Genomic DNA, 21,686 nt, shown 5'->3' with positions numbered 1-21,686 from the left:
GCCGGCACGCGGGTTGCGCACCGGCCCCGGTATTTTCTGGAATTACCCGGACCGCCCAGGCGGGCGGGGACAGACGTCAAACCGAATCAACGCGGCGCGCGATGTCCTGCGACTCCTTGCACGCCGTCAGGTCAAACACGCCGGTCTCAATCGACGTGATGCACCCATCCGAATGGGTCGGCGGTCTTTCCGCGCTGGATGCCGGTCAGCAACGAACGGAGGCGTCGCGTGACTTCGCCTTCCCCGCCATCGCCGATCGTGAACTCGCCACCAGCGTGCCGCACCTGCCCGATGGCGGTGACGACCGCGGCCGTGCCGCAGGCGAACGTTTCCTTGACGCGGCCGCTGGCTGCGTCTGTGCGCCACGTCTCGAAGTCGTACGGTGTTTCGCTGACCGGAATTCCCTCGTGCCCGGCCAGTTCGATGATCGAAGCGCGTGTAATGCCGGGCAGGATGGTCCCTGATAATGGGGGCGTGCGCAGAGAGCCGTCATCCATCACGAAAAACACATTCATGCCCCCGAGCTCCTCGATCCAGCGGTGCTCCGCGGCGTCAAGGAACACCACCTGGTCGCAGCCCTTGGCCGAGGCCTCGGTCTGCGCGATCAGGCTGGCCGCGTAATTGCCGCCGCACTTGGCCGCGCCGGTGCCGCCAGGGGCCGCACGGGTGAATTGATCCGAAACCCATACGGTCACCGCCGACTTGCCGGCCTTGAAATAGGGGCCGACCGGGCACGCGATCACGCAAAATACAAATTCGGCCGAGGCGCGAACGCCGAGGAAACTCTCCGAGGCGAACATGAATGGGCGCAGGTAGAGGCTGCCCTCGCTGCCTGGAATCCAGTCGCGGTCAATATCGACGAGCGCTTCGACGGCTTGCAGGAAGGTGGCCTCAGGCAGGTCGGCCATCGACATGCGGGCAGCGGAGGCGCGGAAACGCCTGGCGTTCTCCTGTGGTCGGAACAACGAGATCTTGCCGTCCTCGCCACGGTATGCCTTCATGCCCTCGAAGATTTCCTGCGCATAGTGCAGTACTGCGCAGGCGGGATCGATCTGGAATGGACGGCGTGCCTGGACCTTCGCGTCATGCCAGCCGCGACCGTCGGTCCAACGGATCGTGACCATGTGATCTGTGAATACGCGTCCGAACGTCGGATTCGCCAGCCTGGCAGCGATCTCATCGGCGGGCGTGGGGCTGGGATGCGGCTCTAGAACGAACTGCAATGGATTTTCCGTGCTCATTCTTCAGTGTTCCGGGGATATGGGGCCATATGGCCCGGGCCGCCGCGGTAGCGTCACCGGGGCGGGTGCGTTACAAGGGTGGAGAGTTTCTCGCCAGAAAAACCAGGGCTTCGTTGACAACGGGGTGGGAACGCCAGCAGCGAGGTACTGTTTGTCTCCCACGGCGCGTGGTCGGCGGCGGCCGGTGCCGAGCCGCGGCAGGCGGAGATGAAGCCGGCCGTCTTCAGGCAGGCGGCGCGGTTGCGCGCATTCTGCAGCATGGGCAAGCGGACCCGCCCTGGACCACGGCCATGTCAACGCGGCCTTTGTCGAGGGGCCTTTTGTCCAGGCTGGCGTAGGCCGCGGCCTGATGCAGGTCAGCGCGTAATGTGGCATTCACGATGTCTGTCTCCGGATGCTTCTGCTTCTTTTGTTTGGAGGAGTGTAAGAAGCGGCCGCGCTACCGTAAATTCATGAATTCCAACATCTGGTATCTTCAAAACGAATAGCGAGCGATACTCAGACCCATCGCATCGCCGAAGGCTTCAACATGACTGCCGACCTTGCCCGCTCCTGGTTGACCTTCAGCGCGCCCGTGGCCGCCGCACGCGCCGCCGGCCGCCCGCTCGTGGCGCTGGAATCGACCATCATCGCTCACGGCATGCCGTACCCGGAGAACGTGCGCACTGCGCGCGAAGTGGAAGACTTGATCCGCAACCTAGGCGCAGAGCCAGCGACGATCGCGCTGATCGGTGGCCGGATCCGCATCGGCCTTGCGCATGATGAACTGGAACGGCTCGGCCGCTCGGGCCAGGCACAGAAGGTCAGCCGTCGCGACTTGCCGGCCGTGCTGGCCAGCGGAGGGCTCGGCGCCACGACGGTGGCGGGCACCATGATATGCGCCGCGCTGGCCGGCATCGAGGTCTTCGTCACCGGTGGCATCGGCGGCGTGCACCGCGGTGCGCAGGAGACCTTTGACATCTCGGCCGATCTGCAGGAGCTGGCGAAGACCTCCGTGGCAGTGGTCTGTGCCGGTGCGAAGTCCATCCTGGACATCGGGCTCACACTGGAATACCTGGAGACACATGGCGTGCCGGTGCTCAGTTGCGAGCAGGACAATGTCGCTGCGTTCTACACCCGCGACAGCGGCTTTCGCGCGGATTTCAGGCTAGACGATCCCGCGCAGCAGGCACGCTTCATCCGCACCAAATGGGACCTCGGCCTGGCGGGCGGCGTGGTGTTGAGCACTCCGGTGCCAGAAGCGGCAGCGATGGCATCAGATGAAATCGACGCGCTCACGCAGCAGGCGCTCGCCGACGCCATGGCGCAGGGGATCACCGGCAAGGCCGTGACCCCCTTCCTGCTGGCGCGAATCGAGGCCCTGACAAGCGGGCGCAGCCTGGCGACGAACATCGCGCTCGTCAAACACAATGCCGAGGTGGGGGCAAGGCTGGCACTGGCGCTGGCCCAGGTGCTGTGAAGCCCTGCCTTGACCTGCCATGGCGCCTGGCCTGGAGGGCCGTGCCTGCCTTGGCGATGCTTCAGCCAGCGAGCTCGCGGTGCAACGCCAGATACTCCTGCGCCAGCTTGTGGCGCGGATCCAGGTGGATCATGGGGGTAGCGTACTGGTGCGATTCCCGGATCTTCACCGACGCAGAGAGACGTGATTCAAGTACCGGCAGGCCCTCGCTTACCAGTTCTTCGACCAGTTTCGCCGGCAAGCTTGCACGCGGCTGGAACTGGTTGATCACGATGCCCTCGACCTGCAGCCCGTCGTTGTGGTCCTGCTGGATTTCCTTCACATTATCGAGCAGCGAGTACAGGGCCCGGCGCGAAAAGTCATCGCAATCGAACGGGATCAGGCAGCGCTCCACGGCGATCAGCGCGGACCGGGTATAAAAATTCAGGGCTGGGGGCGTGTCGAGGTAGATGGCGTCATAGACAGCGTCCAGTTCAAGCAGGGCGTCGCGCAGCTTGTAGATCTTGTAGCGGGATTCCAGCTTGCCATGCAGCGCGTCCAGGTCAGGATGCGACGGCATCATATCCAGGTTCTCAAACGGCGTCGGGCGGACAAAGGACGTCACGTCGACCGGCTTGAAATTGTAGGTCAGGGACGTCTCGAAGAAGTTTGCCGCGGTCGGACCGGCCTCTCCGGCCTGCGCGCCCATCAGATACTGGGTCGAGTTGCCCTGCGCATCCAGGTCAACGACGAGGGTGCGCAAGCCTTCGCTGGCGCTGATCGCGGCGAGGTTGCATACAATGGTTGATTTTCCGACCCCACCCTTCTGATTGAATACGACGCGCCGCATTTGCCCCTCTGGAGAAGATCGATTCGAAGGCGAAAGCATACCTTAGCAAGGCGGGCGGCTGATAGCAGCCGGAAGCCCTGGCTCGCAGTTTGGCGGACCATTCTCAGCGAGGAGCGGACACTATATTTGTGCGAATGTCGGGTCATGGCCGACGTGCGACGGCCAGATTGCAATGGGGACGACCGCGGTCGGCCAATCCTCGCCGGTCGCCGGCATCCAGTGCCGACGGTTCAATCATTGGCTTGATCCATCCTTCCGGAGCCACTGGCCCGATTCGGGGTGCACGCCGACCCCTTCGCCATTCCGCCACACTTGCTCTTCATTGACCGTCATCGCATGCATAAGGTCATTGTCGAAGGCGACTTTGAGCGCCTGTCCGACACCGGGATCCTCGATGGGAAGCTCCCAAGTCAGGAATATCTGCGTGCAATCCTGGCCGTAAGGGAAGTCAGCCACGTCAAAACGGTTGCTGCCACGCCGGACGACCCCATGAGGCTGGCAGGTATCGAATATCAGAACCGTTCCCCGCCTCAGGGGGATCCGAAGATCGAGCGACGGAAAATATACGTCCTGCCCCTTGTCCTCGCTCAGGAAGAGATTGCAGAAGGCCGCACCGCCATACTGCTCTCCGTCATGGTGATACCTGGCTCCGCGGCAAGCCATGAGCGCCACGTCGCTTGAGGCAAGCAGTCCAGGAAGTCCGAGCGAGCTCGTCCAATGGGACACCTCTCCCACGCAGCGCGAGTAGTCCGGCCAACGCGCGCGCGCGCGTGCTAGTGGCATGACTTCGACATTCCCCGGTTCCAGGGCCATGCGGAGCGATATCTCCCTGGCCCAATCCGCCAGCAGCCGCGCAGGCGGTTCCGGGACGTCGACCGTGCCTGACAGCACAATGTCGCTCACGCTCCGGCTGCGGATGGCGTCGCCACTCCAGAAGAAGGAGGTGAAGCGGTTCTGGGTGTGAGCGTTCGGCTTCAATTTGAGCATTTCACGGACCTGGAACCCAGGATCCGCTCGGTATCCTCGCCGAGACGAGGGGCAGGCTTATAGATCGAAGCACGCGTCCTGGAGAACAGGGCTGTCGGGCGGGTTGTTACCACGTCGCCTTCGGTGGGGTGCGTCATCGTCTGGAACAGCCCGGTGCTTTGTACATGGGGTGGGTCTGGATGGTGTGAATGGAATACATTGCCGCGACCGGAATATCCATCTCCCGGCATACATCCATCATCTCCTTTGTAGTGTACTGCGAGGTGATGTTGCGCAGCTCCGCATAGATCGCCTGGATGTTCTTGTTGCGCTCGATGCGGCTGCTGATGTTGAACTGGTCGATGAACTCGCCGCGCCCGAAGCGATGGAAGAAGGCCTTCCAGTGCTGCTCGGTGTAGGGCAGCACGGCAATATAGCCATCTCGCGTCGGCGAAGGCTTGCGCCCACCCTTGAGCAGGCGCGCATAGCCGGCATCGCCGATTGGTGGGTGGAAACCATGGCCGCCCAGGTGTTCCGTCGTTGCCAGCTGTCCGTACCGGGCTCGAGCGAGAAGATGATGGCCAAGGCCGCGGGCATGGGCGTGGACTTCGTCTTCCTTGACCTGGAGGACGCGGTCGCGCCGAGCGAAAAGCGCCCGGCGCGGCGCAAGATCGTCGACGCGCTCAACGGGCTGGACTGGGGACGCACCACGCACTGCGCGATCGATCCGTCGCGCGAGCTCACGCCGGTGGCGTCAATGAGTACTGGCGTCGGCGTGATGGTGGCGACCAAGGCGCTGCCGGCCGGTACATTCAAGGAACTGATCGCACTCGCGCAGAAGCGGCCGGTCAGCGTGGGCAACTATGGCATCGGCTCGGGCTGGCAATTGATGGTAGCGCAACTGAAGAAGCTGACCGGAGCCCAGCTGGATATCATCAACTACAAGGGCACCGGCGCGATGATCGGCGACCTGCTGGCTGGGCACATCGACATCGGCGCCGGCTCGCTGCTCGGCATGTCAGGGGGACTGGGGTCCGGCGGGCTCAAGCCGCTGCTGGTCATTTCCGGCCCGCGTTCCGCGAAGCTGCCCGGCATACCGACCTGGGCGGATGAAGGCATCTCTGACCCGGTTTTCAGCAACCTGGCCGAGTGCAACATGCTGCTGGGGCCTGCCGGACTGCCTGCCGGCATCGTCTCAACGCTCGCCACGCTGGTACGGCAGTCAGTTACCGAATCCGAGGCAGTCAAGAACGTGCGGGAGCAATTGGGAAGCCAGGACACGCCTCTGACGGGTGAAGCACTGCAACAGTTCATCGGGCGTACATGGCCGACCTACCAGGCCATGACCAGGACGGTAGGGCTCAAAATGGAGTGATGGCCGCGTTGAAATCGGGCGCGCTCATGGCGCGTTACCGGTCTTTCGCTTGCTCAGCTCCGGCGCGTTCGCAGGCATGGTGTTTTCTGGTGCTCAACTGGGAGCGGACAACCAGCAGCTGCCGGCGGCGCCCGGGAAGGGACGGGAAGTAATTCGGCTGTGAACAATAAATATACAGAGGAGACATCAAATGAACAGGGATGGGCAATCCCCCTGGAAATACGTGGTCGCCTGGTTGAATTGTATGAGACGAGCTAGATAAAATCCGTGCCCTCCACTGATCTAGCCGCGAGGGGTGGAAGCCGCAATCGGCGACACGGGCGGGCCCTTCGACAAGATTTGCTGTGGACTGACGCAAACTGGCCGAACCTGCGGATAGGCGATGATGCGACATGTGGGTCCGCTCATCACCATCACGCGCCCGCCATGGTTTCCGGCGTCACTTCCCAGCCTGCATCGATGCCGCCGGGAAGCATTTGCCCACGGTCTTCACCGACCTCCGCATCAATCAACCGGTTCAACTTCTCGTTCATCGCGACGACAAGTTCACGGTGTCGGGTTTCGCCCGCCAGGTTGTGCATCTCGTAGGGATCGGTCTGCAGGTCAAACAGTTCCAGGTCATTGAACTGGTTCAGCTCCTCTAACGTCCCGGGGCGGTTATGCTGCTTGGGCGAGAAGTAGCGGGCGAAGGTGTAGCGTCCATCGAATACCGAGCGGACCGCACCGCGCTTCATCAGGTCCGGCCGCACGCCCGTACTCTTGAACTGGTCTGGCTTGCCACCCTTTTGCAGGTAGTCCACCGCCTTGTAGAGGAAGTCTCCATCGATGTAGGCGAGCATGTTGTAGCAGAACAGCGCGCCATCGCGGACCGCATTCGCGTCGGCCTTTTCCGGGGCGTCGAGCAGGCCCGAGAAATCCTTGCCGGGAAGCCGCCCAGCCACCGTCGCGCGCTTGCTGGTGTCCATGCCGGACAACGCAACCAGCGTCGGCGCGAGGTCAAGGTGCGAAGTGACCGCGCGGCATTGCCTGCCGCCACGATAGGCCGGATGGGAAATGATCAGCGGTACGTTGTTCTGCTCGCGATATGAGACAGCCCCCTTGGCATGAAGCTGGTGGGCGCCGTCCATGTCGCCATGGTCGGACGTCAGGATCACGATGGTCCTGTCGGTCAGGCCGGCCGCGTCGAGTTCCGCCAGCACGGAAGCGATATTGCGGTCGACGTCGCGCATGCAGTTCAGGTAATAGTTGTGCCGGCGCCGCCAACGCGCCGCTTCGTTCGGAATGGCGCCTACCATGGCGTCGTGCGAGCGCAGGAAATCCCGATGGGCAGGTGGGCGCCCCGGTGCGTCCAGCGCCTGGGCGTGGCTGACCGGGAGCGTGAAATTCCACTGCTTCGCATATAGCGGGTCAGCCGGATCCCGGGCGACATGCGCCAGCCCGCGCGTTGCCTGGACGCTGGTTCCGGGCGCGTCCGTGTCGTAGAACATCACGTCATGCGGGTTGACGAGATTCATCGCCAGGAACCATGGTTTGCCTTCTGCCGCAAGCTCGCGGCCCTTCCCGCGCAGCCAGCTCGCTCCCATGGCCGCGATCACACCGTCGTGCAGGTAGCCGCCGCTGGTGTGGGCGATGATATCGCCGATTCCGACATAGTCCGAGAAGCCATAGGCTTCCATCTCCGCGGTGAATATCTTGGTTGGCGTGCCGAGCTTGTTGACGGTCTCGAATTCCTTGGTGAGATGCCATTTGCCTTTGTAGGCGGTGTAGTAGCCGGCATCGCGAAGCATGTCGCCAAGCGTCGGTATGTCGGTTGACATGCTGGAGATCCACGGGAAGTTTGTGTTGTCGAACATCCGCGTCTGCTGGATGTGCTGCCCCGTGTAGAGCACGGACCGCGATGGCGTGCAGACGCAAGCGTTGATCTGATGGTTCAGGAAGGTCGTGCCACGCTGCATCAGGCGTTCATGCGCAGGCATGCTATAGCCAGCCGGCAATTCTCCGGGGCGAAAAAGGCGTTCCTGATCGACCACGATGAGAAGAATGTTGTAGGGGCCTGCCGCGCGGCTCGCCATGGATGGCGCGTCGCCCTCTGTACGTGTTGCCGCTGCCTCGGCGCTGTGGCCGCTGCCGAGGCTCAGCGCGGCGGCGCCCAGACCGGCAACACGGAGGAAATCACGGCGCGTCAGTGCCGATTCGGGATTGCTGTCGTTTGTCATCTCGATTTCCCCATCGCAAGCACTGCGCCCGGTGGGACTGGCGGATGACGAGCTACGCATGGCCCACGCATGCCAATGGAGCCTAGCAATATCACTCCCGGTTAACAAGCCGGCTTTCGACCGCGAGAGTGCGAAATTGTTGGGCAGCGTACTAATAGCGCACACCGTGCCATGCGCGCCCAATATAACGGACGGCTCTGACAGGTTCGAACCTTGTGGCCGAAACTCCATTTCGTATGTAATATACAGAATATCAGAGTCTGGAAACCTGTCATGCTCGATCCCTCGCTGCTCGGTCGGCTGGCCTTTACGCCGGCGCATCCTGTGGATGCGCCGTTGCCGCCGGGACATCACCCCATTGCGTTGGCGGAGGGGCGCCCCGCCGTGCTGTTCGTTCCCGCCGGCATCGATGCCAGCGCGCCGGTGCCGCTGATGGTCATGTTCCACGGCGCCGGCGGCTTCCCTGAAAAAGTCTTGCCGCATCTCGAAGCGCATGCGCAGCGGCACAAGTTCCTGGTGCTGGCCCCGCAGTCGCTTTATCCCACGTGGGACATCGTCATTGGCGGCAATGGGCCGGACCTGGAGCGGCTGCACCGGGCACTGACCGCGGTGACCCGCCGCTACCGGATCGATCCGCAGCGGCTGGCCTTTGCCGGATTTTCGGATGGCGCCAGCTATGCGCTGTCGCTGGGCCTCACCAACGGCGATATCGCCAGCCATGTGATTGCCTTCTCCGGCGGCTTCATGTCGGTCTTCATGCAGACCGGCGTCCCCAGGGTGTTTGTCGCGCACGGGCTGGCTGACGAGCAGCTGCCCATCGCCACCAGCGGTCGCGCGCATGCGGCCAAGCTCAGGGCCGCGGGCTATGACGTGCAATACGTCGAGTTCGACGGGCCCCATGTCATCCACGCGCCCGTGGTCGAGCGGGCGATCAATTTCTTCCTCCAATAGAACCCTGGCCGCTGGCCGGCGCGGCCACGCCATTGAACGGGAGTGCGGTACATGGATTTCGAGATTCCGGAGGCGCTGATCCATCCCCTGCTGGCGATGATCGAGACCGGGTCGCCGCTGGCCCGGCAGCTGCAGCAGCATGGCGTGTGCCACGGCAACATGCTGGTGTCGAGCCAGCTGTTCGATGCGCAGGCGCTGAGTTCGCTCTATACGTTGAGCAAGACCCAGAACGAGCGCGCGCTGATGTTCCAGATGCTGGCGCTGGACAATATCTACAACGCGCCGCAGGCGCGCGTGATTCCGGGGCTGGAGCAGCTGGTGGCGGGGCTGGTGGCTTACCTGGCGCGCGATGCCATCGATGGCTGGCTGTACCAGCGCAACCGCGACGGCGTGCTGCTGCCCTGGCTGGTGCGCCGCATGCGTTATGTCGCGCCCGAGCAGGGCCTGTCATACGTGGTGGTCGATCTGCTCGCCAACACCATGCAGTCGGCCAACTCCGCGCTGACCGACCACCACCTGCGCCGCTCGGGCATGACTACCTCGATGGTGATCACGCGCGACGATATTGCCAACCGCACCATTCCGGAGCTGCTGGCCGAATTCGGCTTCTACAAGGAATGCGCGGAGTTCCGCCAGGAATACGAACAGCACGCGCAGCGCTTCGTACGCTGCCAGCGCAGCTTCGGCGCGCAGTTCGTGGCGACGCGCGCGGCGTTCTCGCTCGATGCCAAGGGCACGGCGGAGCTGGTCCCCTTCGCCGACGCCGCGGGCGCGCGCTGCGTCAATGACGAAGAGCGGCTGGAGCGCCGTTTCGAGATGACCTGCGACCCGTCGTTCTGGCGCGAGGCCGGCATCACGGAAGGCTTCGAGCGCGTGCCGCTGCATGGCTATGTGCACCTGTTCCACCTGGAGTGGCACCGCAATATCTGGGTCCACGTCCAGCACCTGGCCGAGTATTGCTACCAGCCGGCCCTGCGTGACAAGCTGGTGCTGCCCGCGCACCACCGCGACCTGATCGACATCCTGACATCGCATATGGACATGCTGGCGCCGGACTTCGTGCCGGGCAAGTCCGGCGGCACCACCATCCTGTGCCAGGGCGCACCCGGCCTGGGCAAGACGCTGACCGCCGAGGTCTATGCCGAGGTGGTCGGCAAGCCGCTGTACCGCGTGCACTCCGGCCAGCTGGGCACCACCGCGGCTTCGGTGGGCGCCACGCTGATGACCATCCTGCGCCGCGCCATGCGCTGGAACGCGATCCTGCTGCTGGACGAGGCCGACGTCTATATCCGCCGCCGCGACAACGACCTCGAGCACAACGCCATCGTCGCCGAGTTCCTGCGCACACTGGAGTACTTCAGCGGCCTGCTGTTCATGACCACCAACCGCATCGGCGACGTCGACGATGCCATCCTGTCGCGCTGCATTGCCACCATCCACTACACGACGCCGTGCCGGGAGGACGCGGTGCGGCTGTGGCGGTTGCAGGCCGCACAGTTTGGCGCTGAACTGGACGATGGCCTGATCGATGCCCTGACCGACGCCTACCCCGCAGCGAGCGGGCGCGACATCAAGGAGCTGCTGAAGCTGGCGACGCGCTATGGCAAGGCCAAGGGGATGCCGCTGTCGATGGACGTGTTCCGCCTGTGCGGGCAGTTTCGCGGGATCGGGTAACCGCCGCGGCATGCGCGCAAGGGGAGGGCGCGGGTATGATGGCGCATCGTCCAGGCAACCGCCCAACATCCCCGATGAGCCTTGACCCCGCCGAACTCCAGGCGCTACGCCCCTACCTGCTGCGCTTCGCGCGCCTGCAGCTGCGCGACGAGGTGGTCGCCGAGGATGCCGTTTCGGAAACCCTGCTGGCTGCGCTCGAGCATCCGGAGCGCTTTGCCGGCCAGTCGGCGCTGCGCACGTATCTGGTCGGCATCCTGAAGCACAAGATCATCGACGTGCTGCGCAGCGGCAAGCGCGAAGTCAGGCTGGCGCTGGCCAGCGATGGCGATGGCCAGCCGCAGTCCGACGACGACGCGTTCGACGCGCTGTTCACACGCAACGGCCACTACCAGGACCCTCCCTCCGACTGGGGCGACCCCGAGCGCGCGTTCGAGCGCCGCGAGTTCTTCGAGATCCTGCAGCTGTGCGTGGACCGGCTGCCGGCGCGCACCGGCCGCATTTTCCTGATGCGCGAGTGGCTCGAGCTCGACACCGAAGAAATCTGTCAGCATTTGCAGATCAGCGCGACCAATGCGTGGGCGATGCTCTATCGTGCCCGGATGCGCCTGCGCGAATGCCTGGAACTGCACTGGTTCCGCCAGCGTGGCCGGCCCGGCAAGGCGGGCTGAGCCCCTCTACACGCAACGGAACCACATGCCGGACTTCCCACCCTCCCGCTTCCCGCGCCGGCTGCTGCCGGACTGCAAAGAGGTCCACCATCTCACCATGAAGAGCCTGGACCTGCCGCTGTCGTGGACGGAGCGGCTGCGTGTGCGCTCGCACCTGGTGATCTGCGATGCTTGCACCCGCTTCAGCGCGCAGATGCGCACGCTGCGCGAAGCCATGCACAGGCTGGGGCGCGAAGAATGACGAAGGCCAGCGCTTGCGCTGGCCTTCTTGCGAGACGTGATGTGATGCCGCTCAGGCGCGGGCGCCTTCGCCGTAGGGGTCGAACTTGCCGGCGCGGCTGCCCTCGGTAAAGGTGTCGAAGCTGCGCGCGGGCGTGGCCGACACGCCGCCGCGATCCAGGCCTGCCACGGTGCGGGCACCGTCGGTGAAGGGATCCGCCTTGCCGGTGCGGGCGCCGTCGGCGAAGGGGTCCACCTTGCCGGTACGGGCCCCGTCGGTAAAGGCGTCGTGGCTGCGGAATTCATAACCATACTTGTCGCCCGGCACGGTGCTGCGGAAGTTGTAGCCATACTTGTCGCCGGGCAGTTCATCGGCAGCGGTGGCGGCTTGTGCGGCGCCGAGGGCGGCCAGCGACAGGAGCACGGCGGAAGCGAAGCGGGCGGTCTTGGTCATGGTGGTTCTCCGTCAGTTTGTTGAATTTGTCAGAAGGCGTTGCTTTGTGCGCGTGCCGTTCATGTACGGAACTATAGGATCCACGGTCCACCGCAAGCGGGCGCTTTGCCGGATGAGTTATTCAAAAATACTGAATAAACGGATCCACGCCCCGCCTGACCTGGCCATGACGCAAATGTAATGACCCCGTTGCCCGAATGTGGGGCGCGCCTCGGTTAAACTTTCGGCTCGCTGCCGGCGCTCCCGCTGGTCTTGCCTGCAGCGCAGACCTCACGATCCATGCAACGGCTCCTGCTCGTCCTCCTTGCGCTCGTCCTGCCGCTCCAGTTCGCCTGGGCGGGAGCTGCCGCGTATTGCGGACATGAGGTCGCGGCTTCTGCCAAGGCCCATTTCGGCCACCATGAGCACCGGCACCAGGCCGCCGGCGGGAAGCAGGACCAGCCCGCCAAACCTGCGCCGGACAAGGCGAAGCTCAACCTGGCCGATCCCGACTGCGGCGTCTGCCATATCGCCTCGCTGCCATTTGCGCGGGCCGATGCGCAGGATGTGCCTGCGCTGCGCCGCGTGGAACTGGCGCAGCCGGTGCCGCAACCCCGCTTCTCCTCGCACAGCGCACGGGCGCCCGACCGCCCGCAGTGGCCGCGTCTCGCTTAGCCGGCGAGACGACGCTTCCCCGCTTTCCTGATCCTTGCTGATCGCCTGCTGGCGTCATGACCGCGTGACGTCAGGCGTCTCGCCGAATTCCCCCGGTTTTCTTCTGGTGCAATTCGATGCGAAGACTTTTGCTGCCGCTCGGGCTGGCGGCCGTGTTATCCAGCCCTTTCTCCGGCGTCGCGCAGACGCCACCCGTGGTGCTGCCACCGGCGCCCGCGCCGGCCGGCGCACCGCAGCCGGCGACGCCGCTGACCCTCGATGCCGCGCTGGCGCTGGCCGAAGCCGGCAGCTTCACGCTGTCCGCCGCTGGCAAGGAACTTGACGCCACCGAAGGCGACCTGATCCAGGCACGCGTGCTGCCCAACCCGGAACTGGCGGTATCGATGGAAGACACCCGCAAGGCCTCGCGCTCGACCACCGGCCAGGTCAACCTGCCGCTCGAGCTCGGCGGCAAGCGCGCCGCGCGCATCGGCCTGGCCGAGCGCGGGCGCGAGCTGGCGCAGGCCGAACTGGCTGGCACCCGTGCCGAACTGCGCGCCGCGGTGATCGCGCGCTTTTTCGGCGTGCTGGTGGCGCAGGAGCGCGTCACGCTGGCCGAGGGTTCGGTCGGCATCGCCAGCCAGGCCGCCGCCGCCGCGGGCCGACGCGTGGCCGCCGGCAAGGTGGCGCCGCTGGAAGCCACGCGCGCCAGGGTGGAGCAGGCCAACGCCGAGCTGGAGCTGGCCGAGGCCACCGGCGCGCTGCAGACCGCGCGCCAGGCGCTGGCCGCGCTGTGGGGCGATACCGTGCCGCGCTTTGCGCAGGCGCAGGGCGATCTCGATGCGCTGCCGTCGCGGCCCGCGCCGGCAGCCTTGCAGGCCGCGCTGGAGGAATCGCCGCTGCTGGCGGCAAGCCGCCTGTCGGCGCAGCGCAGCCGTGCCGAAGTGGCGCTGCAGCGCAGCCGCCAGTATCCCGACGTGACCGTGAGCCTGGGCGCCAAGCGCGACAACGAGGCCAACCGCAACATGGCGGTGCTGGGCGTGGCGATTCCGCTGCCGCTGTTCGACCGCAACCAGGGCAACCTGTACGCGGCGCTGCGCCGTGCCGACCGGGCCCAGGATGCGCACGCCGCCACGCGCGTGCGCCTGCAGGGCGAACTGCAGCAGGCTTCGACGCAGCTGTCGGTGTCCCGCGCCGCGGCGCAGACGCTGCAGGCCGCGGTGCTGCCCGCGGCCGAGCAGGCCTACGCCGCCGCCTCGCGCGGGTTCGAGGCCGGCAAGTTCAATTTCCTCGACGTGCTGGACGCCCAGCGCACGCTGTTCCAGGCGCGCATCCGCTACCTGGACGTGCTGGCCCGCACCTATGACGCCGCGGCCAGCATCGACCGCATCCTCGGACACTGATACGGAAGCCGTAGACATGGCAATGACCAAGCAACAACGGGCCGCGGTGGCGGCCATCCTGGTCGCGGGGCTGCTGGGCAGCGCGGCGATCCTGTTCACTGGCAAGGGCGGCAGCGCCACGGAGGCCGGCCATGGGCATGCCGAACCTGGCGACGGGCATGATCATGGCAAAGAGGGTGACACCGCGGCAGGGCACGCCACGGCGGCGGGGCGCGCCGGCGCCAGCGTTCCGGCGGCGCAGCCGGCACCCGCAGCCAAGCCGCACGTGATTGCGCTGACGCCCGCGCAGATCGGGCAGGCCGGTATCGGCGTGGCCACCGCCGCGGCGGCGGCGCTGCGCAGCAGCGTCGACTTTCCCGGCGAGATCCGTTTCAACGACGACCGCACCGCGCACGTGGTGCCGCGCGTGGCCGGCGTGGCGCAGGCGGTGCCGGCCAACCTGGGCCAGCCGGTGCGCCAGGGCGAAGTGCTGGCGCTGATCGCCAGCACCACGGTGGCCGAGCAGCGCAGCGAACTGCTGGCCGCGCAGAAGCGCGAGGCGCTGGCGCGCGCCACCTACGCGCGCGAGAAAACGCTGTGGCAGGAGAAGATCTCCGCCGAGCAGGACTACCAGCAGGCGCGCACGGCGCTGGAGGAGGCGCAGATCGCGGTGCAGAACGCGCGCCAGAAGCTGACCGCGATCGGCGCCGCCGAGCGCGGCGCGGCCGGTGGTGGCGCGCTGAACCAGTTCGCGCTGCGCGCGCCGTTCGACGGCATCGTGGTCGAGAAGCACCTGGCGCTGGGCGAGGCGGTCAAGGAAGACGCCAGCGTCTTCACCGTCTCGGACCTGAGTTCGGTATGGGCCGAGTTCGTGGTGTCCGCGCGCGACCTGGACCGGGTGCGGGTGGGCGGGGCGGTCACGGTGCGGTCCAGCGCTTCCGCGACGCAGGCGGAGGGCCGGGTGTCCTACGTCGGTGCCTTGCTGGGCGAGCAGACCCGCACCGCCAAGGCGCGCGTGACGCTGGCCAACCCGGGCACGGCGTGGCGCCCCGGGTTGTTCGTCACGGTCAGCGTGCTGGGCGCGCCGGAGCCGGTGCCGGTGACGGTGGCGGCCGACGCGGTGCAGCAGGTCGACGGCCAGAGCGTGGTGTTCGTAGCGGTGCCGGACGGGTTTGCCGTACAGCCGGTCAGGACCGGTCGCAGCGACGGCAGGCTGGTGGAGGTAAGCCACGGCCTGCAGGCCGGCGCGCGCTACGCCGCGACCAACAGCTTCATCCTCAAGTCCGAGCTGGGCAAAGCCAGCGCCGGGCATGAGCACTGAGCGGGAGGCGCGCATGTTCGAACGCCTGATCCGCTTTGCCATTGCGCAACGCTGGCTGGTGCTGCTGGCGGTGCTGGGCATGGCCGCGCTGGGCCTGTACAGCTATACCCGACTGCCGATCGACGCGGTGCCCGACATCACCAACGTGCAGGTGCAGATCAACACCGCCGCGCCGGGCTATTCGCCGCTGGAGACCGAGCAGCGCATCACGTACCCGGTCGAGACCGTGATGGCGGGCCTGCCCGGGCTGGAGCAGACCCGCTCGCTGTCGCGCTACGGGCTGTCGCAGGTGACGGTGATCTTCCGCGACGGCACCGATATCCATTTTGCGCGCCAACTGGTCAACCAGCGCATCCAGCAGGCGCGCGACCAGCTGCCCGCCGGCATCACGCCCGCGATGGGGCCGATCTCGACCGGGCTCGGCGAGATCTACCTGTGGACCGTCGAGGCTGACCCCGGCGCGCGCAAGACCGATGGCACGCCCTACACGCTGTCGGACCTGCGCGAGATCCAGGACTGGGTGATCCGGCCGCAGCTGCGCAATGTGCCGGGCGTGACCGAGGTCAACGCCATCGGGGGTCATGCGCGCGCCTACGTGGTGGCGCCGGACCTGGAACGCATGGCGTCGCACGGGCTGTCGCTGGCCGATGTGGTGGGCGCGCTGGAGAAGAACAACGACAACGTCGGCGCCGGCTATATCGAGCGCCGCGGCGAGCAGTACCTGGTGCGCGTGCCGGGCCAGGTGCGCTCGCTCGACGACATCGACGACGTGATCGTCGGCAGCGCGCAGGGCCAGCCGATCCGCGTGCGCGACGTGGCCACGGTGCAGACCGGCGGTGAGCTGCGCACCGGCGCGGCCACCGAGAACGGCCGCGAGGTGGTGCTGGGCACCGTGTTCATGCTGATCGGCGAGAACAGCCGCACGGTGTCGCAGGCGGTGGACCGCAAGATGGCCGAGATCAATCGTACGCTGCCGGCCGGAGTGAAGGCCGTCACCGTGTACGACCGCACCACGCTGGTCGACAAGGCCATCGCCACGGTGAAGAAAAACCTGCTGGAAGGGGCGGTGCTGGTGATCGCCATCCTGTTCCTGTTCCTGGGCAACTTGCCCGCGGCGCTGATCACCGCGCTGGTGATTCCGCTGTCGATGCTGTTCACCTTCACGGGCATGGTGCACTACCGCATCAGCGCCAACCTGATGAGCCTGGGCGCGCTGGACTTCGGCATCATCGTCGACGGCGCGGTGGTGATCGTCGAAAACTGCGTGCGCCGGCTGGCCCATGCGCAGGCCCGCCAGGGACGCGCGCTCACGCGCGACGAACGCCAGCACGAGGTCTTTGCCGCGGCGCGCGAGGCGCGCCGGCCGCTGCTGTATGGGCAGCTGATCATCATGGTGGTGTACCTGCCGATCTTTGCGCTGACCGGGGTCGAAGGCAAGATGTTCCATCCGATGGCCTTTACCGTGGTGCTGGCGCTGCTGGGGGCGATGGCACTGTCGGTGACCTTCGTGCCCGCGGCGGTGGCACTGTTTATCGGCAACCGCGTGGCCGAGCGCGAAAACCGGCTGATGGCGTGGGCGCGCCGCCGCTACGCGGTGCTGCTGGAGCGGGCGCTGGCCGCCACGCTGGTGGTGCTGGCCGGTGCCGGCGTGGCCGTGGTGTTATGCCTGGCGATGGCCACGCGCCTGGGCAGTGAATTCGTGCCCAGCCTCAACGAAGGCGACCTTGCGCTGCAGGCGCTGCGCATTCCGGGCACCAGCCTGACGCAATCGGTAGCGATGCAGCAGCAGGTGGAAACCGCGCTCAAGGCCAAGTTCCCGGAGATCGAGCGCATCTTTGCCCGCACCGGCACCGCGGAGATTGCCTCGGACCCGATGCCGCCGAATATCTCCGACGGCTACATCATGCTCAAGCCCGAGGCGCAATGGCCCGCGCCGCGCCGCACGCGCGACGCGCTGATCGCCGCGATCCGCGCGGAAGTGGGCAAGCTGCCGGGCAACAACTATGAGTTCTCGCAGCCGATCCAGCTGCGCTTCAACGAGCTGATCTCGGGCGTGCGCTCGGACGTGGCGGTCAAGGTGTTCGGCGACGACAACGCGGTGCTGGAGCAGACTGCCAATCAGATCGCCGCGGTGCTGCAGGGCATCCCCGGCGCGGCCGAGGTCAAGGTCGAGCAGACCACCGGCTTGCCAATGCTGACGGTGCAGATCGACCGCAACCAGGCCGCGCGCTACGGGCTGAACCTGCGCGAGATCCAGGAAACGGTATCGATTGCGATCGGCGGCAAGGTGTCCGGCACCTTCTTCAGCGGCGACCGGCGCTTCGATATCGTGGTGCGCCTGCCCGAGGCCGTGCGCGCGGACGTGGACACGCTGCGGCGCTTGCCGGTGGCCCTGCCGAGGGACGCCGGCGCGCGCACCAGCTATATCCCGCTGAGCGAAGTCGCCAGCGTGGAGATCGCGCCGGGCCCCAACCAGGTCTCGCGCGAGAACGGCAAGCGTCGCATCGTGGTCAGCGCCAATGTGCGCGGGCGTGATATCGGCAGCTTCGTGCCCGAGGCCGAGGCCGCGATCCACGCGCGTGTACCGGTCCCGGCCGGCTACTGGACCAGCTGGGGCGGCACCTTCGAGCAATTGCAGTCCGCCACCGCACGGCTGCGCGTGGTGGTGCCGCTGGCGCTGGGGCTGGTGTTTGTGCTGCTGTTCGCCATGTTCGGCAATGTGAAAGACGGGTTGCTGGTTTTCACCGGCATTCCGTTCGCGCTGACCGGCGGCATCCTGGCGCTGTGGCTGCGTGGCATCCCGTTGTCGATCTCGGCGGCGGTGGGGTTTATCGCGTTGTGCGGGGTCGCGGTGCTCAACGGGCTGGTGATGCTGTCGTTTATCCGCTCGCTGCGCGAGGCCGGCCACGGGCTGGATCACGCCATTCGAGAGGGCGCGCTGACGCGCCTGCGTCCGGTGCTGATGACGGCGCTGGTGGCTTCGCTCGGCTTCATGCCGATGGCGCTGGCCACCGGCACGGGGGCGGAAGTACAGCGCCCGCTGGCAACGGTGGTGATCGGCGGCATTCTGTCGTCGACGGCGCTGACGTTGCTGGTGTTGCCGGTGCTGTACCGGCTCGCGCACCGCAACGACGGGCCGGTGACGGCGGCGGTGCGGGGCGAAGGGGAACTGGCTTGAAACCGATGGCGGATCTCATCGGGGCGTACCCGGCAGCGCGCCGGGTGTCAGCACGCTCCACCCGGAGACGCCGCTCGACGTGGTCCGGCGCTGGCTCCTGAGCACGCTGTTCTGGTCGAACTCGAACAGCACCGTCGAAGACCGGATCGCGCCGCCGGAAAACAGCGGCCCGATGAACGGAATGAAGCTCTCCGGATGGGGTTGCGACGTCGCGAACGAATAGACCAAGATGGTGGACCCGTCGTGCAGCGTGGCCCGCGACGACGGCGGTCCCAGCTGCGCGGTGACTTGGTCAAGGGTGGAGAAGCCGGGCAGGAAGTTCGACAGTTGCTCGGACTTCACGTCCACGCCCGTCGACACGCATGCCGACAACAGGGTGCCAGCCACAACCAGTGCGTGAACACGCTTCATGTCGCCACCGCCGTACTTGGTCCGGCGTGGTCTGACAACGTGGGGAAGCCATGGTGCCAGCGTTGCCGCCCGTGGGCGCGGCACGCCGTGCCTGAAGCATACATCCATTTGCCGGCCCGCATTCGACAGTTCACGCCGCCATGAAGCTTTGCCTGGTCGCCGGGCGGCATGATGCGCATGTGCGCCGGACACCGCGGCGCGCCGATCGCCGCCACCGCGGCACCCACCGTTCGCGCCACCATGAACCAGAGTCGCATTGCAGAGATGGAAGAGACCGCCGGGATCGACCCGCTGAGCGCGGTCACCCATCCCGATCCGTACCCGTATTACCGTGAACTGGCCGCCAGCCGGCGCTTCTTCCGTGATGCGCGGCTGGACCTGTGGGTAGCGGCCGGACCGGCTGAAGTCGCGGCCGTGCTGGCGCATCCCGACTGCCGTGTTCGGCCGCCGGCGCAGCCAGTACCGCCGCCCCTGGCCGGCACCGCCGCGGGCGCCCTGTTCGGCCGGCTGGTGCGCATGAACGACGGCGCCCCGCACGCACCGCTGAAAGCCTTGCTGGTGCCGATGCTGGCAGCCATCGATCCGGCCACGGCGGCGCAGCGGGCCCGCGCGCTGGCGCGCCGGATGGAGCCAGACGATGCGCCGCGCGCCGCGATGTCCGGCGATCGCGTCAATCGCTGGCTGTTCACGCTGCCGGTGGTGACGCTGGCGGATCGGCTCGGCCTGCCGGTAGTGGATGCCGCCGGCGCGCGCGGCAACGCTACGCAGGTCGCCCACCATGTCGCGGCATTCGCCGCGGCGCAATCGCCATTGGCCGATGCGCAGGCGGTGACGGCGGGTGCCGAGGCCGCCCAATGGCTGGGCCAGTGGCTCGCCGGCCTGCCGCCCGCCGGAGGGCCGCTGCAGGTGCTGCGGGCTGCGGCCCAACGCGCCGGCATCGAGCCGCAAGCGGTGGATGCCAACATCATCGGCCTGCTGGTGCAGGCGTGCGAAGCGAGCGCCGCGCTGGCGGGCAATACCCTGCTGCGGCTGGGACGCGGCGCATCCACTGGCGATGTGCTGGAGCACGTGGTGGCGCGCGTCGCGCAGGACGATCCGCCGGTGCAGAACACGCGCCGCTTCCTCGCCGCGGATAGCGAGTTATGCGGCCACGCGGTCAAGGCCGGCGACACGGTGCTGGTGCTGCTGGCCGCCGCGTCGTGCAGCGGCCTAGCGGACGATGCGCGGGCGTGGACCTTCGGCCATGGCCGCCATGCGTGTCCCGGCGACCGGCTGGCGCAGGCGCTGGCCGCCGCCACGGTGGCGGCGCTGCTGGCAAGGGGCGCGGAACCGGCTGCGCTGGCGCGCGCATTCCGCTATCGTCCGTCCCTGAACGCGCGCATTCCCCATTTCCTTTGATACTACGGAGACAACCATGATCGCCGTCATCTTCGAGGTCGAGCCCGCACCGGGCAGGCAGGACAGCTACCTCGACATCGCCGCGCACCTGCGCCCGCAGCTCGAGGCCATCGATGGCTTTATCTCGGTGGAGCGCTTCCAGAGCCTGACCAATCCCAACAAGCTGCTGTCGCTGTCGTTCTTCCGCGACGAGGCCGCGGTGATCGCGTGGCGCAACACGCTGGCCCATCGCCAGGCGCAGGCAGCGGGGCGCGGCGGCGTGTTTGCCGGCTACCGGCTGCGCGTGGCGCAGGTGCTGCGCGACTACGGCCTTGACCAGCGCGAGGAAGCGCCCGCGGACAGCCGCGCGGTGCATGACCGCCCAGCGGGCTGAAGGGGCGGATCATGATGGAATCGATCGGCACCCAGGCCGCATTCATCGGGCTGACGTTCCTGCTGGCAGGCTTTGTCAAGGGCGTGGTGGGACTGGGCCTGCCCACGGTCGCGGTGGGCCTGCTCGGGCTGGTGATGCCGCCCGCGCAGGCCGCGGCGCTGCTGGTGGCGCCGTCGATGGTGACCAACGTGGTGCAGCTGTTCAGCGGCCCGCGCTTTGGCCGGCTGGTGCTGCGGCTGTGGCCGATGCTGGCGGCCATCTGCGCCGGCACGTGGCTGTGCGCGGCACTGGTGCCGGCCGGCATGATGACGCACGCGACTGCCGCGCTCGGCGTGGCGCTGGTGCTGTACGCGGTGGTGGGGCTGGCGGCAGTGAAACTGACGGTGCCGGCCGGGACGGAACCCTGGCTGGGGCCGCTGGTGGGGCTGGTGACTGGCGGCATCACCGCGGTGACAGGCGTGTTCGTGATTCCGGCCGTGCCCTACCTGCAAGGGCTGGGGCTGGAGAAGGAAAGCCTGGTGCAGGCACTGGGCCTGTCGTTCACGGTGTCGACCATCGCGCTGGCGGTCAGCCTGGCGCTGGGCGGGGCGCTGTTGCATACGCCGGTGCTGGGCGCGTCGGCGCTGGCGCTGGTGCCTGCGCTTGGCGGCATGTTCCTCGGGCAGTGGCTGCGGCACCGGATCAGCGCCGAGCGGTTTCGCAAGCTGTTCTTCTGCGGGCTGCTGGTGTTGGGCGGGGAGCTGGCGATGCGTGGGGTGTCCTGAGGGGCTAGGAGTTGCTGCCGGGCGGTGTGCTCCCCTCTCCCGCTTGCGGGAGAGGGGCAGGGGTGAGGGCAGGCACTCGCATACCAGCCGGCCTCAATGCGCCGATACGCTGGCCTTCACCCCCGACCCTCTCCCGCAAGCGGGAGGGAGTACCCAAGCGGTGTGGAGAGTTTC

20 protein-coding genes are annotated in these 21,686 nt (G+C 66.8%); 13 read left to right on the top strand and 7 right to left on the bottom strand.

Annotation, left to right across the window (positions count from 1 at the left end):
- Positions 1-146: 146 nt before the first annotated feature.
- A complete protein-coding gene (locus tag E5S69_RS15305) occupies positions 147-1,241 on the bottom strand; it encodes a branched-chain amino acid aminotransferase (RefSeq protein ID WP_171515496.1) in 1,095 nt (364 codons plus the stop codon).
- 529 nt (positions 1,242-1,770) lie between these two features.
- Here E5S69_RS15305 and E5S69_RS15300 point away from each other — a divergent pair.
- A complete protein-coding gene (locus E5S69_RS15300) occupies positions 1,771-2,700 on the top strand; it encodes a pseudouridine-5'-phosphate glycosidase (RefSeq protein WP_171515495.1) in 930 nt (309 codons plus the stop codon).
- Between the two features lie 61 nt (positions 2,701-2,761).
- Here E5S69_RS15300 and E5S69_RS15295 read toward each other — a convergent pair whose 3' ends face one another.
- From E5S69_RS15295 to E5S69_RS32420, 3 genes are all read right to left on the bottom strand, one after another.
- Positions 2,762-3,529, bottom strand: a complete 768-nt coding sequence (locus E5S69_RS15295; protein WP_171515651.1) for a ParA family protein — start codon at positions 3,527-3,529, stop codon at positions 2,762-2,764.
- Between the two features lie 234 nt (positions 3,530-3,763).
- The gene (locus E5S69_RS15290; protein ID WP_171515494.1) at positions 3,764-4,516 is read right to left on the bottom strand and encodes a hypothetical protein; all 753 of its coding nucleotides are present in this window, start codon (positions 4,514-4,516) and stop codon (positions 3,764-3,766) included.
- Positions 4,517-4,649: 133 nt separating this feature from the next.
- Complete coding sequence (locus tag E5S69_RS32420) at positions 4,650-4,922, bottom strand: CoA transferase (RefSeq protein WP_336510596.1); 273 nt, start codon at positions 4,920-4,922, stop codon at positions 4,650-4,652.
- A gap of 90 nt (positions 4,923-5,012) precedes the next feature.
- Here E5S69_RS32420 and E5S69_RS15275 point away from each other — a divergent pair, with 90 nt between their 5' ends.
- Positions 5,013-5,870 (top strand): tripartite tricarboxylate transporter substrate-binding protein, encoded by an 858-nt coding sequence (locus E5S69_RS15275; RefSeq protein ID WP_272871722.1) that lies wholly within the window; start codon positions 5,013-5,015, stop codon positions 5,868-5,870.
- 413 nt (positions 5,871-6,283) lie between these two features.
- Here the strand turns inward: E5S69_RS15275 and E5S69_RS15270 are convergent, their stop codons facing one another.
- The gene (locus E5S69_RS15270; protein ID WP_171515493.1) at positions 6,284-8,086 is read right to left on the bottom strand and encodes a sulfatase-like hydrolase/transferase; all 1,803 of its coding nucleotides are present in this window, start codon (positions 8,084-8,086) and stop codon (positions 6,284-6,286) included.
- Between the two features lie 273 nt (positions 8,087-8,359).
- Here E5S69_RS15270 and E5S69_RS15265 point away from each other — a divergent pair, with 273 nt between their 5' ends.
- The 4 genes from E5S69_RS15265 to E5S69_RS15250 all read left to right on the top strand — a co-directional run bounded on the left by E5S69_RS15265 (position 8,360) and on the right by E5S69_RS15250 (position 11,620).
- Positions 8,360-9,037 (top strand): alpha/beta hydrolase, encoded by a 678-nt coding sequence (locus tag E5S69_RS15265; protein WP_171515492.1) that lies wholly within the window; start codon positions 8,360-8,362, stop codon positions 9,035-9,037.
- 51 nt (positions 9,038-9,088) lie between these two features.
- Positions 9,089-10,711: an ATP-binding protein gene (locus tag E5S69_RS15260; RefSeq protein ID WP_171515491.1), complete on the top strand. Its 1,623-nt coding sequence runs from the start codon at positions 9,089-9,091 to the stop codon at positions 10,709-10,711.
- Between the two features lie 74 nt (positions 10,712-10,785).
- A complete protein-coding gene (locus tag E5S69_RS15255; RefSeq protein ID WP_171515490.1) occupies positions 10,786-11,379 on the top strand; it encodes a sigma-70 family RNA polymerase sigma factor in 594 nt (197 codons plus the stop codon).
- A gap of 25 nt (positions 11,380-11,404) precedes the next feature.
- Positions 11,405-11,620, top strand: coding sequence for a zf-HC2 domain-containing protein (locus E5S69_RS15250; RefSeq protein WP_171515489.1), 216 nt, complete (start codon positions 11,405-11,407; stop codon positions 11,618-11,620).
- A 51-nt stretch (positions 11,621-11,671) separates the two neighbouring features.
- On the opposite strand, the gene E5S69_RS15245 is transcribed toward E5S69_RS15250, so the two are convergent.
- Positions 11,672-12,052, bottom strand: coding sequence for a hypothetical protein (locus E5S69_RS15245; protein WP_171515488.1), 381 nt, complete (start codon positions 12,050-12,052; stop codon positions 11,672-11,674).
- Positions 12,053-12,331: 279 nt separating this feature from the next.
- Here E5S69_RS15245 and czcI point away from each other — a divergent pair, with 279 nt between their 5' ends.
- The 4 genes from czcI (at position 12,332) to E5S69_RS15225 (ending at position 18,566) form a co-directional block, all read left to right on the top strand.
- Entirely contained in the window at positions 12,332-12,706 is a 375-nt protein-coding gene (gene czcI, locus E5S69_RS15240; protein WP_171515487.1) for a cation efflux protein, CzcI family, read from the top strand.
- A gap of 116 nt (positions 12,707-12,822) precedes the next feature.
- On the top strand, positions 12,823-14,088 hold the full coding sequence (locus E5S69_RS15235; RefSeq protein ID WP_171515486.1) for a TolC family protein: 1,266 nt from the start codon (positions 12,823-12,825) through the stop codon (positions 14,086-14,088).
- A gap of 16 nt (positions 14,089-14,104) precedes the next feature.
- Complete coding sequence (locus tag E5S69_RS15230; RefSeq protein ID WP_171515485.1) at positions 14,105-15,388, top strand: efflux RND transporter periplasmic adaptor subunit; 1,284 nt, start codon at positions 14,105-14,107, stop codon at positions 15,386-15,388.
- A gap of 13 nt (positions 15,389-15,401) precedes the next feature.
- Positions 15,402-18,566 carry a CusA/CzcA family heavy metal efflux RND transporter gene (locus tag E5S69_RS15225; protein ID WP_171515484.1) on the top strand — a complete coding sequence of 1,055 codons (3,165 nt, stop codon included), beginning with the start codon at positions 15,402-15,404 and terminating at the stop codon, positions 18,564-18,566.
- A gap of 15 nt (positions 18,567-18,581) precedes the next feature.
- Here E5S69_RS15225 and E5S69_RS15220 read toward each other — a convergent pair whose 3' ends face one another.
- Positions 18,582-18,977 (bottom strand): hypothetical protein, encoded by a 396-nt coding sequence (locus E5S69_RS15220; RefSeq protein WP_171515483.1) that lies wholly within the window; start codon positions 18,975-18,977, stop codon positions 18,582-18,584.
- Positions 18,978-19,241: 264 nt separating this feature from the next.
- Here E5S69_RS15220 and E5S69_RS15215 point away from each other — a divergent pair, with 264 nt between their 5' ends.
- From E5S69_RS15215 to E5S69_RS15205, 3 genes are read left to right on the top strand one after another with little or no spacing between them, the layout of a single operon-like run.
- On the top strand, positions 19,242-20,375 hold the full coding sequence (locus E5S69_RS15215; protein WP_171515650.1) for a cytochrome P450: 1,134 nt from the start codon (positions 19,242-19,244) through the stop codon (positions 20,373-20,375).
- Between the two features lie 16 nt (positions 20,376-20,391).
- The gene (locus tag E5S69_RS15210; RefSeq protein WP_171515482.1) at positions 20,392-20,748 is read left to right on the top strand and encodes an antibiotic biosynthesis monooxygenase family protein; all 357 of its coding nucleotides are present in this window, start codon (positions 20,392-20,394) and stop codon (positions 20,746-20,748) included.
- 8 nt (positions 20,749-20,756) lie between these two features.
- Positions 20,757-21,512 carry a TSUP family transporter gene (locus E5S69_RS15205; protein WP_171515649.1) on the top strand — a complete coding sequence of 252 codons (756 nt, stop codon included), beginning with the start codon at positions 20,757-20,759 and terminating at the stop codon, positions 21,510-21,512.
- Positions 21,513-21,686: the final 174 nt, after the last annotated feature.

Origin of the sequence: Cupriavidus necator (genome assembly GCF_013141915.1) — a bacterium.
Classification (GTDB): domain Bacteria; phylum Pseudomonadota; class Gammaproteobacteria; order Burkholderiales; family Burkholderiaceae; genus Cupriavidus; species Cupriavidus necator_B.
Note: the sequence above shows the minus strand (reverse complement) of the source record. Positions and strands in the feature narration are given on the sequence as shown.

What these genes read in the sequence shown, in the direction of transcription:
- E5S69_RS15295 (WP_171515651.1), bottom strand. Translation starts at nt 3,529, where the DNA reads ATGCGGCGCGTCGTATTCAATCAGAAGGGTGGGGTCGGAAAATCAACC.
- E5S69_RS15225 (WP_171515484.1), top strand. Translation starts at nt 15,402, where the DNA reads ATGTTCGAACGCCTGATCCGCTTTGCCATTGCGCAACGCTGGCTGGTG.
- E5S69_RS15235 (WP_171515486.1), top strand. Translation starts at nt 12,823, where the DNA reads ATGCGAAGACTTTTGCTGCCGCTCGGGCTGGCGGCCGTGTTATCCAGC.
- E5S69_RS15260 (WP_171515491.1), top strand. Translation starts at nt 9,089, where the DNA reads ATGGATTTCGAGATTCCGGAGGCGCTGATCCATCCCCTGCTGGCGATG.
- E5S69_RS15255 (WP_171515490.1), top strand. Translation starts at nt 10,786, where the DNA reads ATGAGCCTTGACCCCGCCGAACTCCAGGCGCTACGCCCCTACCTGCTG.
- E5S69_RS15290 (WP_171515494.1), bottom strand. Translation starts at nt 4,516, where the DNA reads ATGCTCAAATTGAAGCCGAACGCTCACACCCAGAACCGCTTCACCTCC.
- czcI (WP_171515487.1), top strand. Translation starts at nt 12,332, where the DNA reads ATGCAACGGCTCCTGCTCGTCCTCCTTGCGCTCGTCCTGCCGCTCCAG.
- E5S69_RS15305 (WP_171515496.1), bottom strand. Translation starts at nt 1,241, where the DNA reads ATGAGCACGGAAAATCCATTGCAGTTCGTTCTAGAGCCGCATCCCAGC.
- E5S69_RS15230 (WP_171515485.1), top strand. Translation starts at nt 14,105, where the DNA reads ATGGCAATGACCAAGCAACAACGGGCCGCGGTGGCGGCCATCCTGGTC.
- E5S69_RS15265 (WP_171515492.1), top strand. Translation starts at nt 8,360, where the DNA reads ATGCTCGATCCCTCGCTGCTCGGTCGGCTGGCCTTTACGCCGGCGCAT.
- E5S69_RS15300 (WP_171515495.1), top strand. Translation starts at nt 1,771, where the DNA reads ATGACTGCCGACCTTGCCCGCTCCTGGTTGACCTTCAGCGCGCCCGTG.
- E5S69_RS15210 (WP_171515482.1), top strand. Translation starts at nt 20,392, where the DNA reads ATGATCGCCGTCATCTTCGAGGTCGAGCCCGCACCGGGCAGGCAGGAC.
- E5S69_RS15270 (WP_171515493.1), bottom strand. Translation starts at nt 8,086, where the DNA reads ATGACAAACGACAGCAATCCCGAATCGGCACTGACGCGCCGTGATTTC.
- E5S69_RS15275 (WP_272871722.1), top strand. Translation starts at nt 5,013, where the DNA reads ATGGCCGCCCAGGTGTTCCGTCGTTGCCAGCTGTCCGTACCGGGCTCG.
- E5S69_RS15215 (WP_171515650.1), top strand. Translation starts at nt 19,242, where the DNA reads ATGGAAGAGACCGCCGGGATCGACCCGCTGAGCGCGGTCACCCATCCC.
- E5S69_RS15220 (WP_171515483.1), bottom strand. Translation starts at nt 18,977, where the DNA reads ATGAAGCGTGTTCACGCACTGGTTGTGGCTGGCACCCTGTTGTCGGCA.
- E5S69_RS15250 (WP_171515489.1), top strand. Translation starts at nt 11,405, where the DNA reads ATGCCGGACTTCCCACCCTCCCGCTTCCCGCGCCGGCTGCTGCCGGAC.
- E5S69_RS15245 (WP_171515488.1), bottom strand. Translation starts at nt 12,052, where the DNA reads ATGACCAAGACCGCCCGCTTCGCTTCCGCCGTGCTCCTGTCGCTGGCC.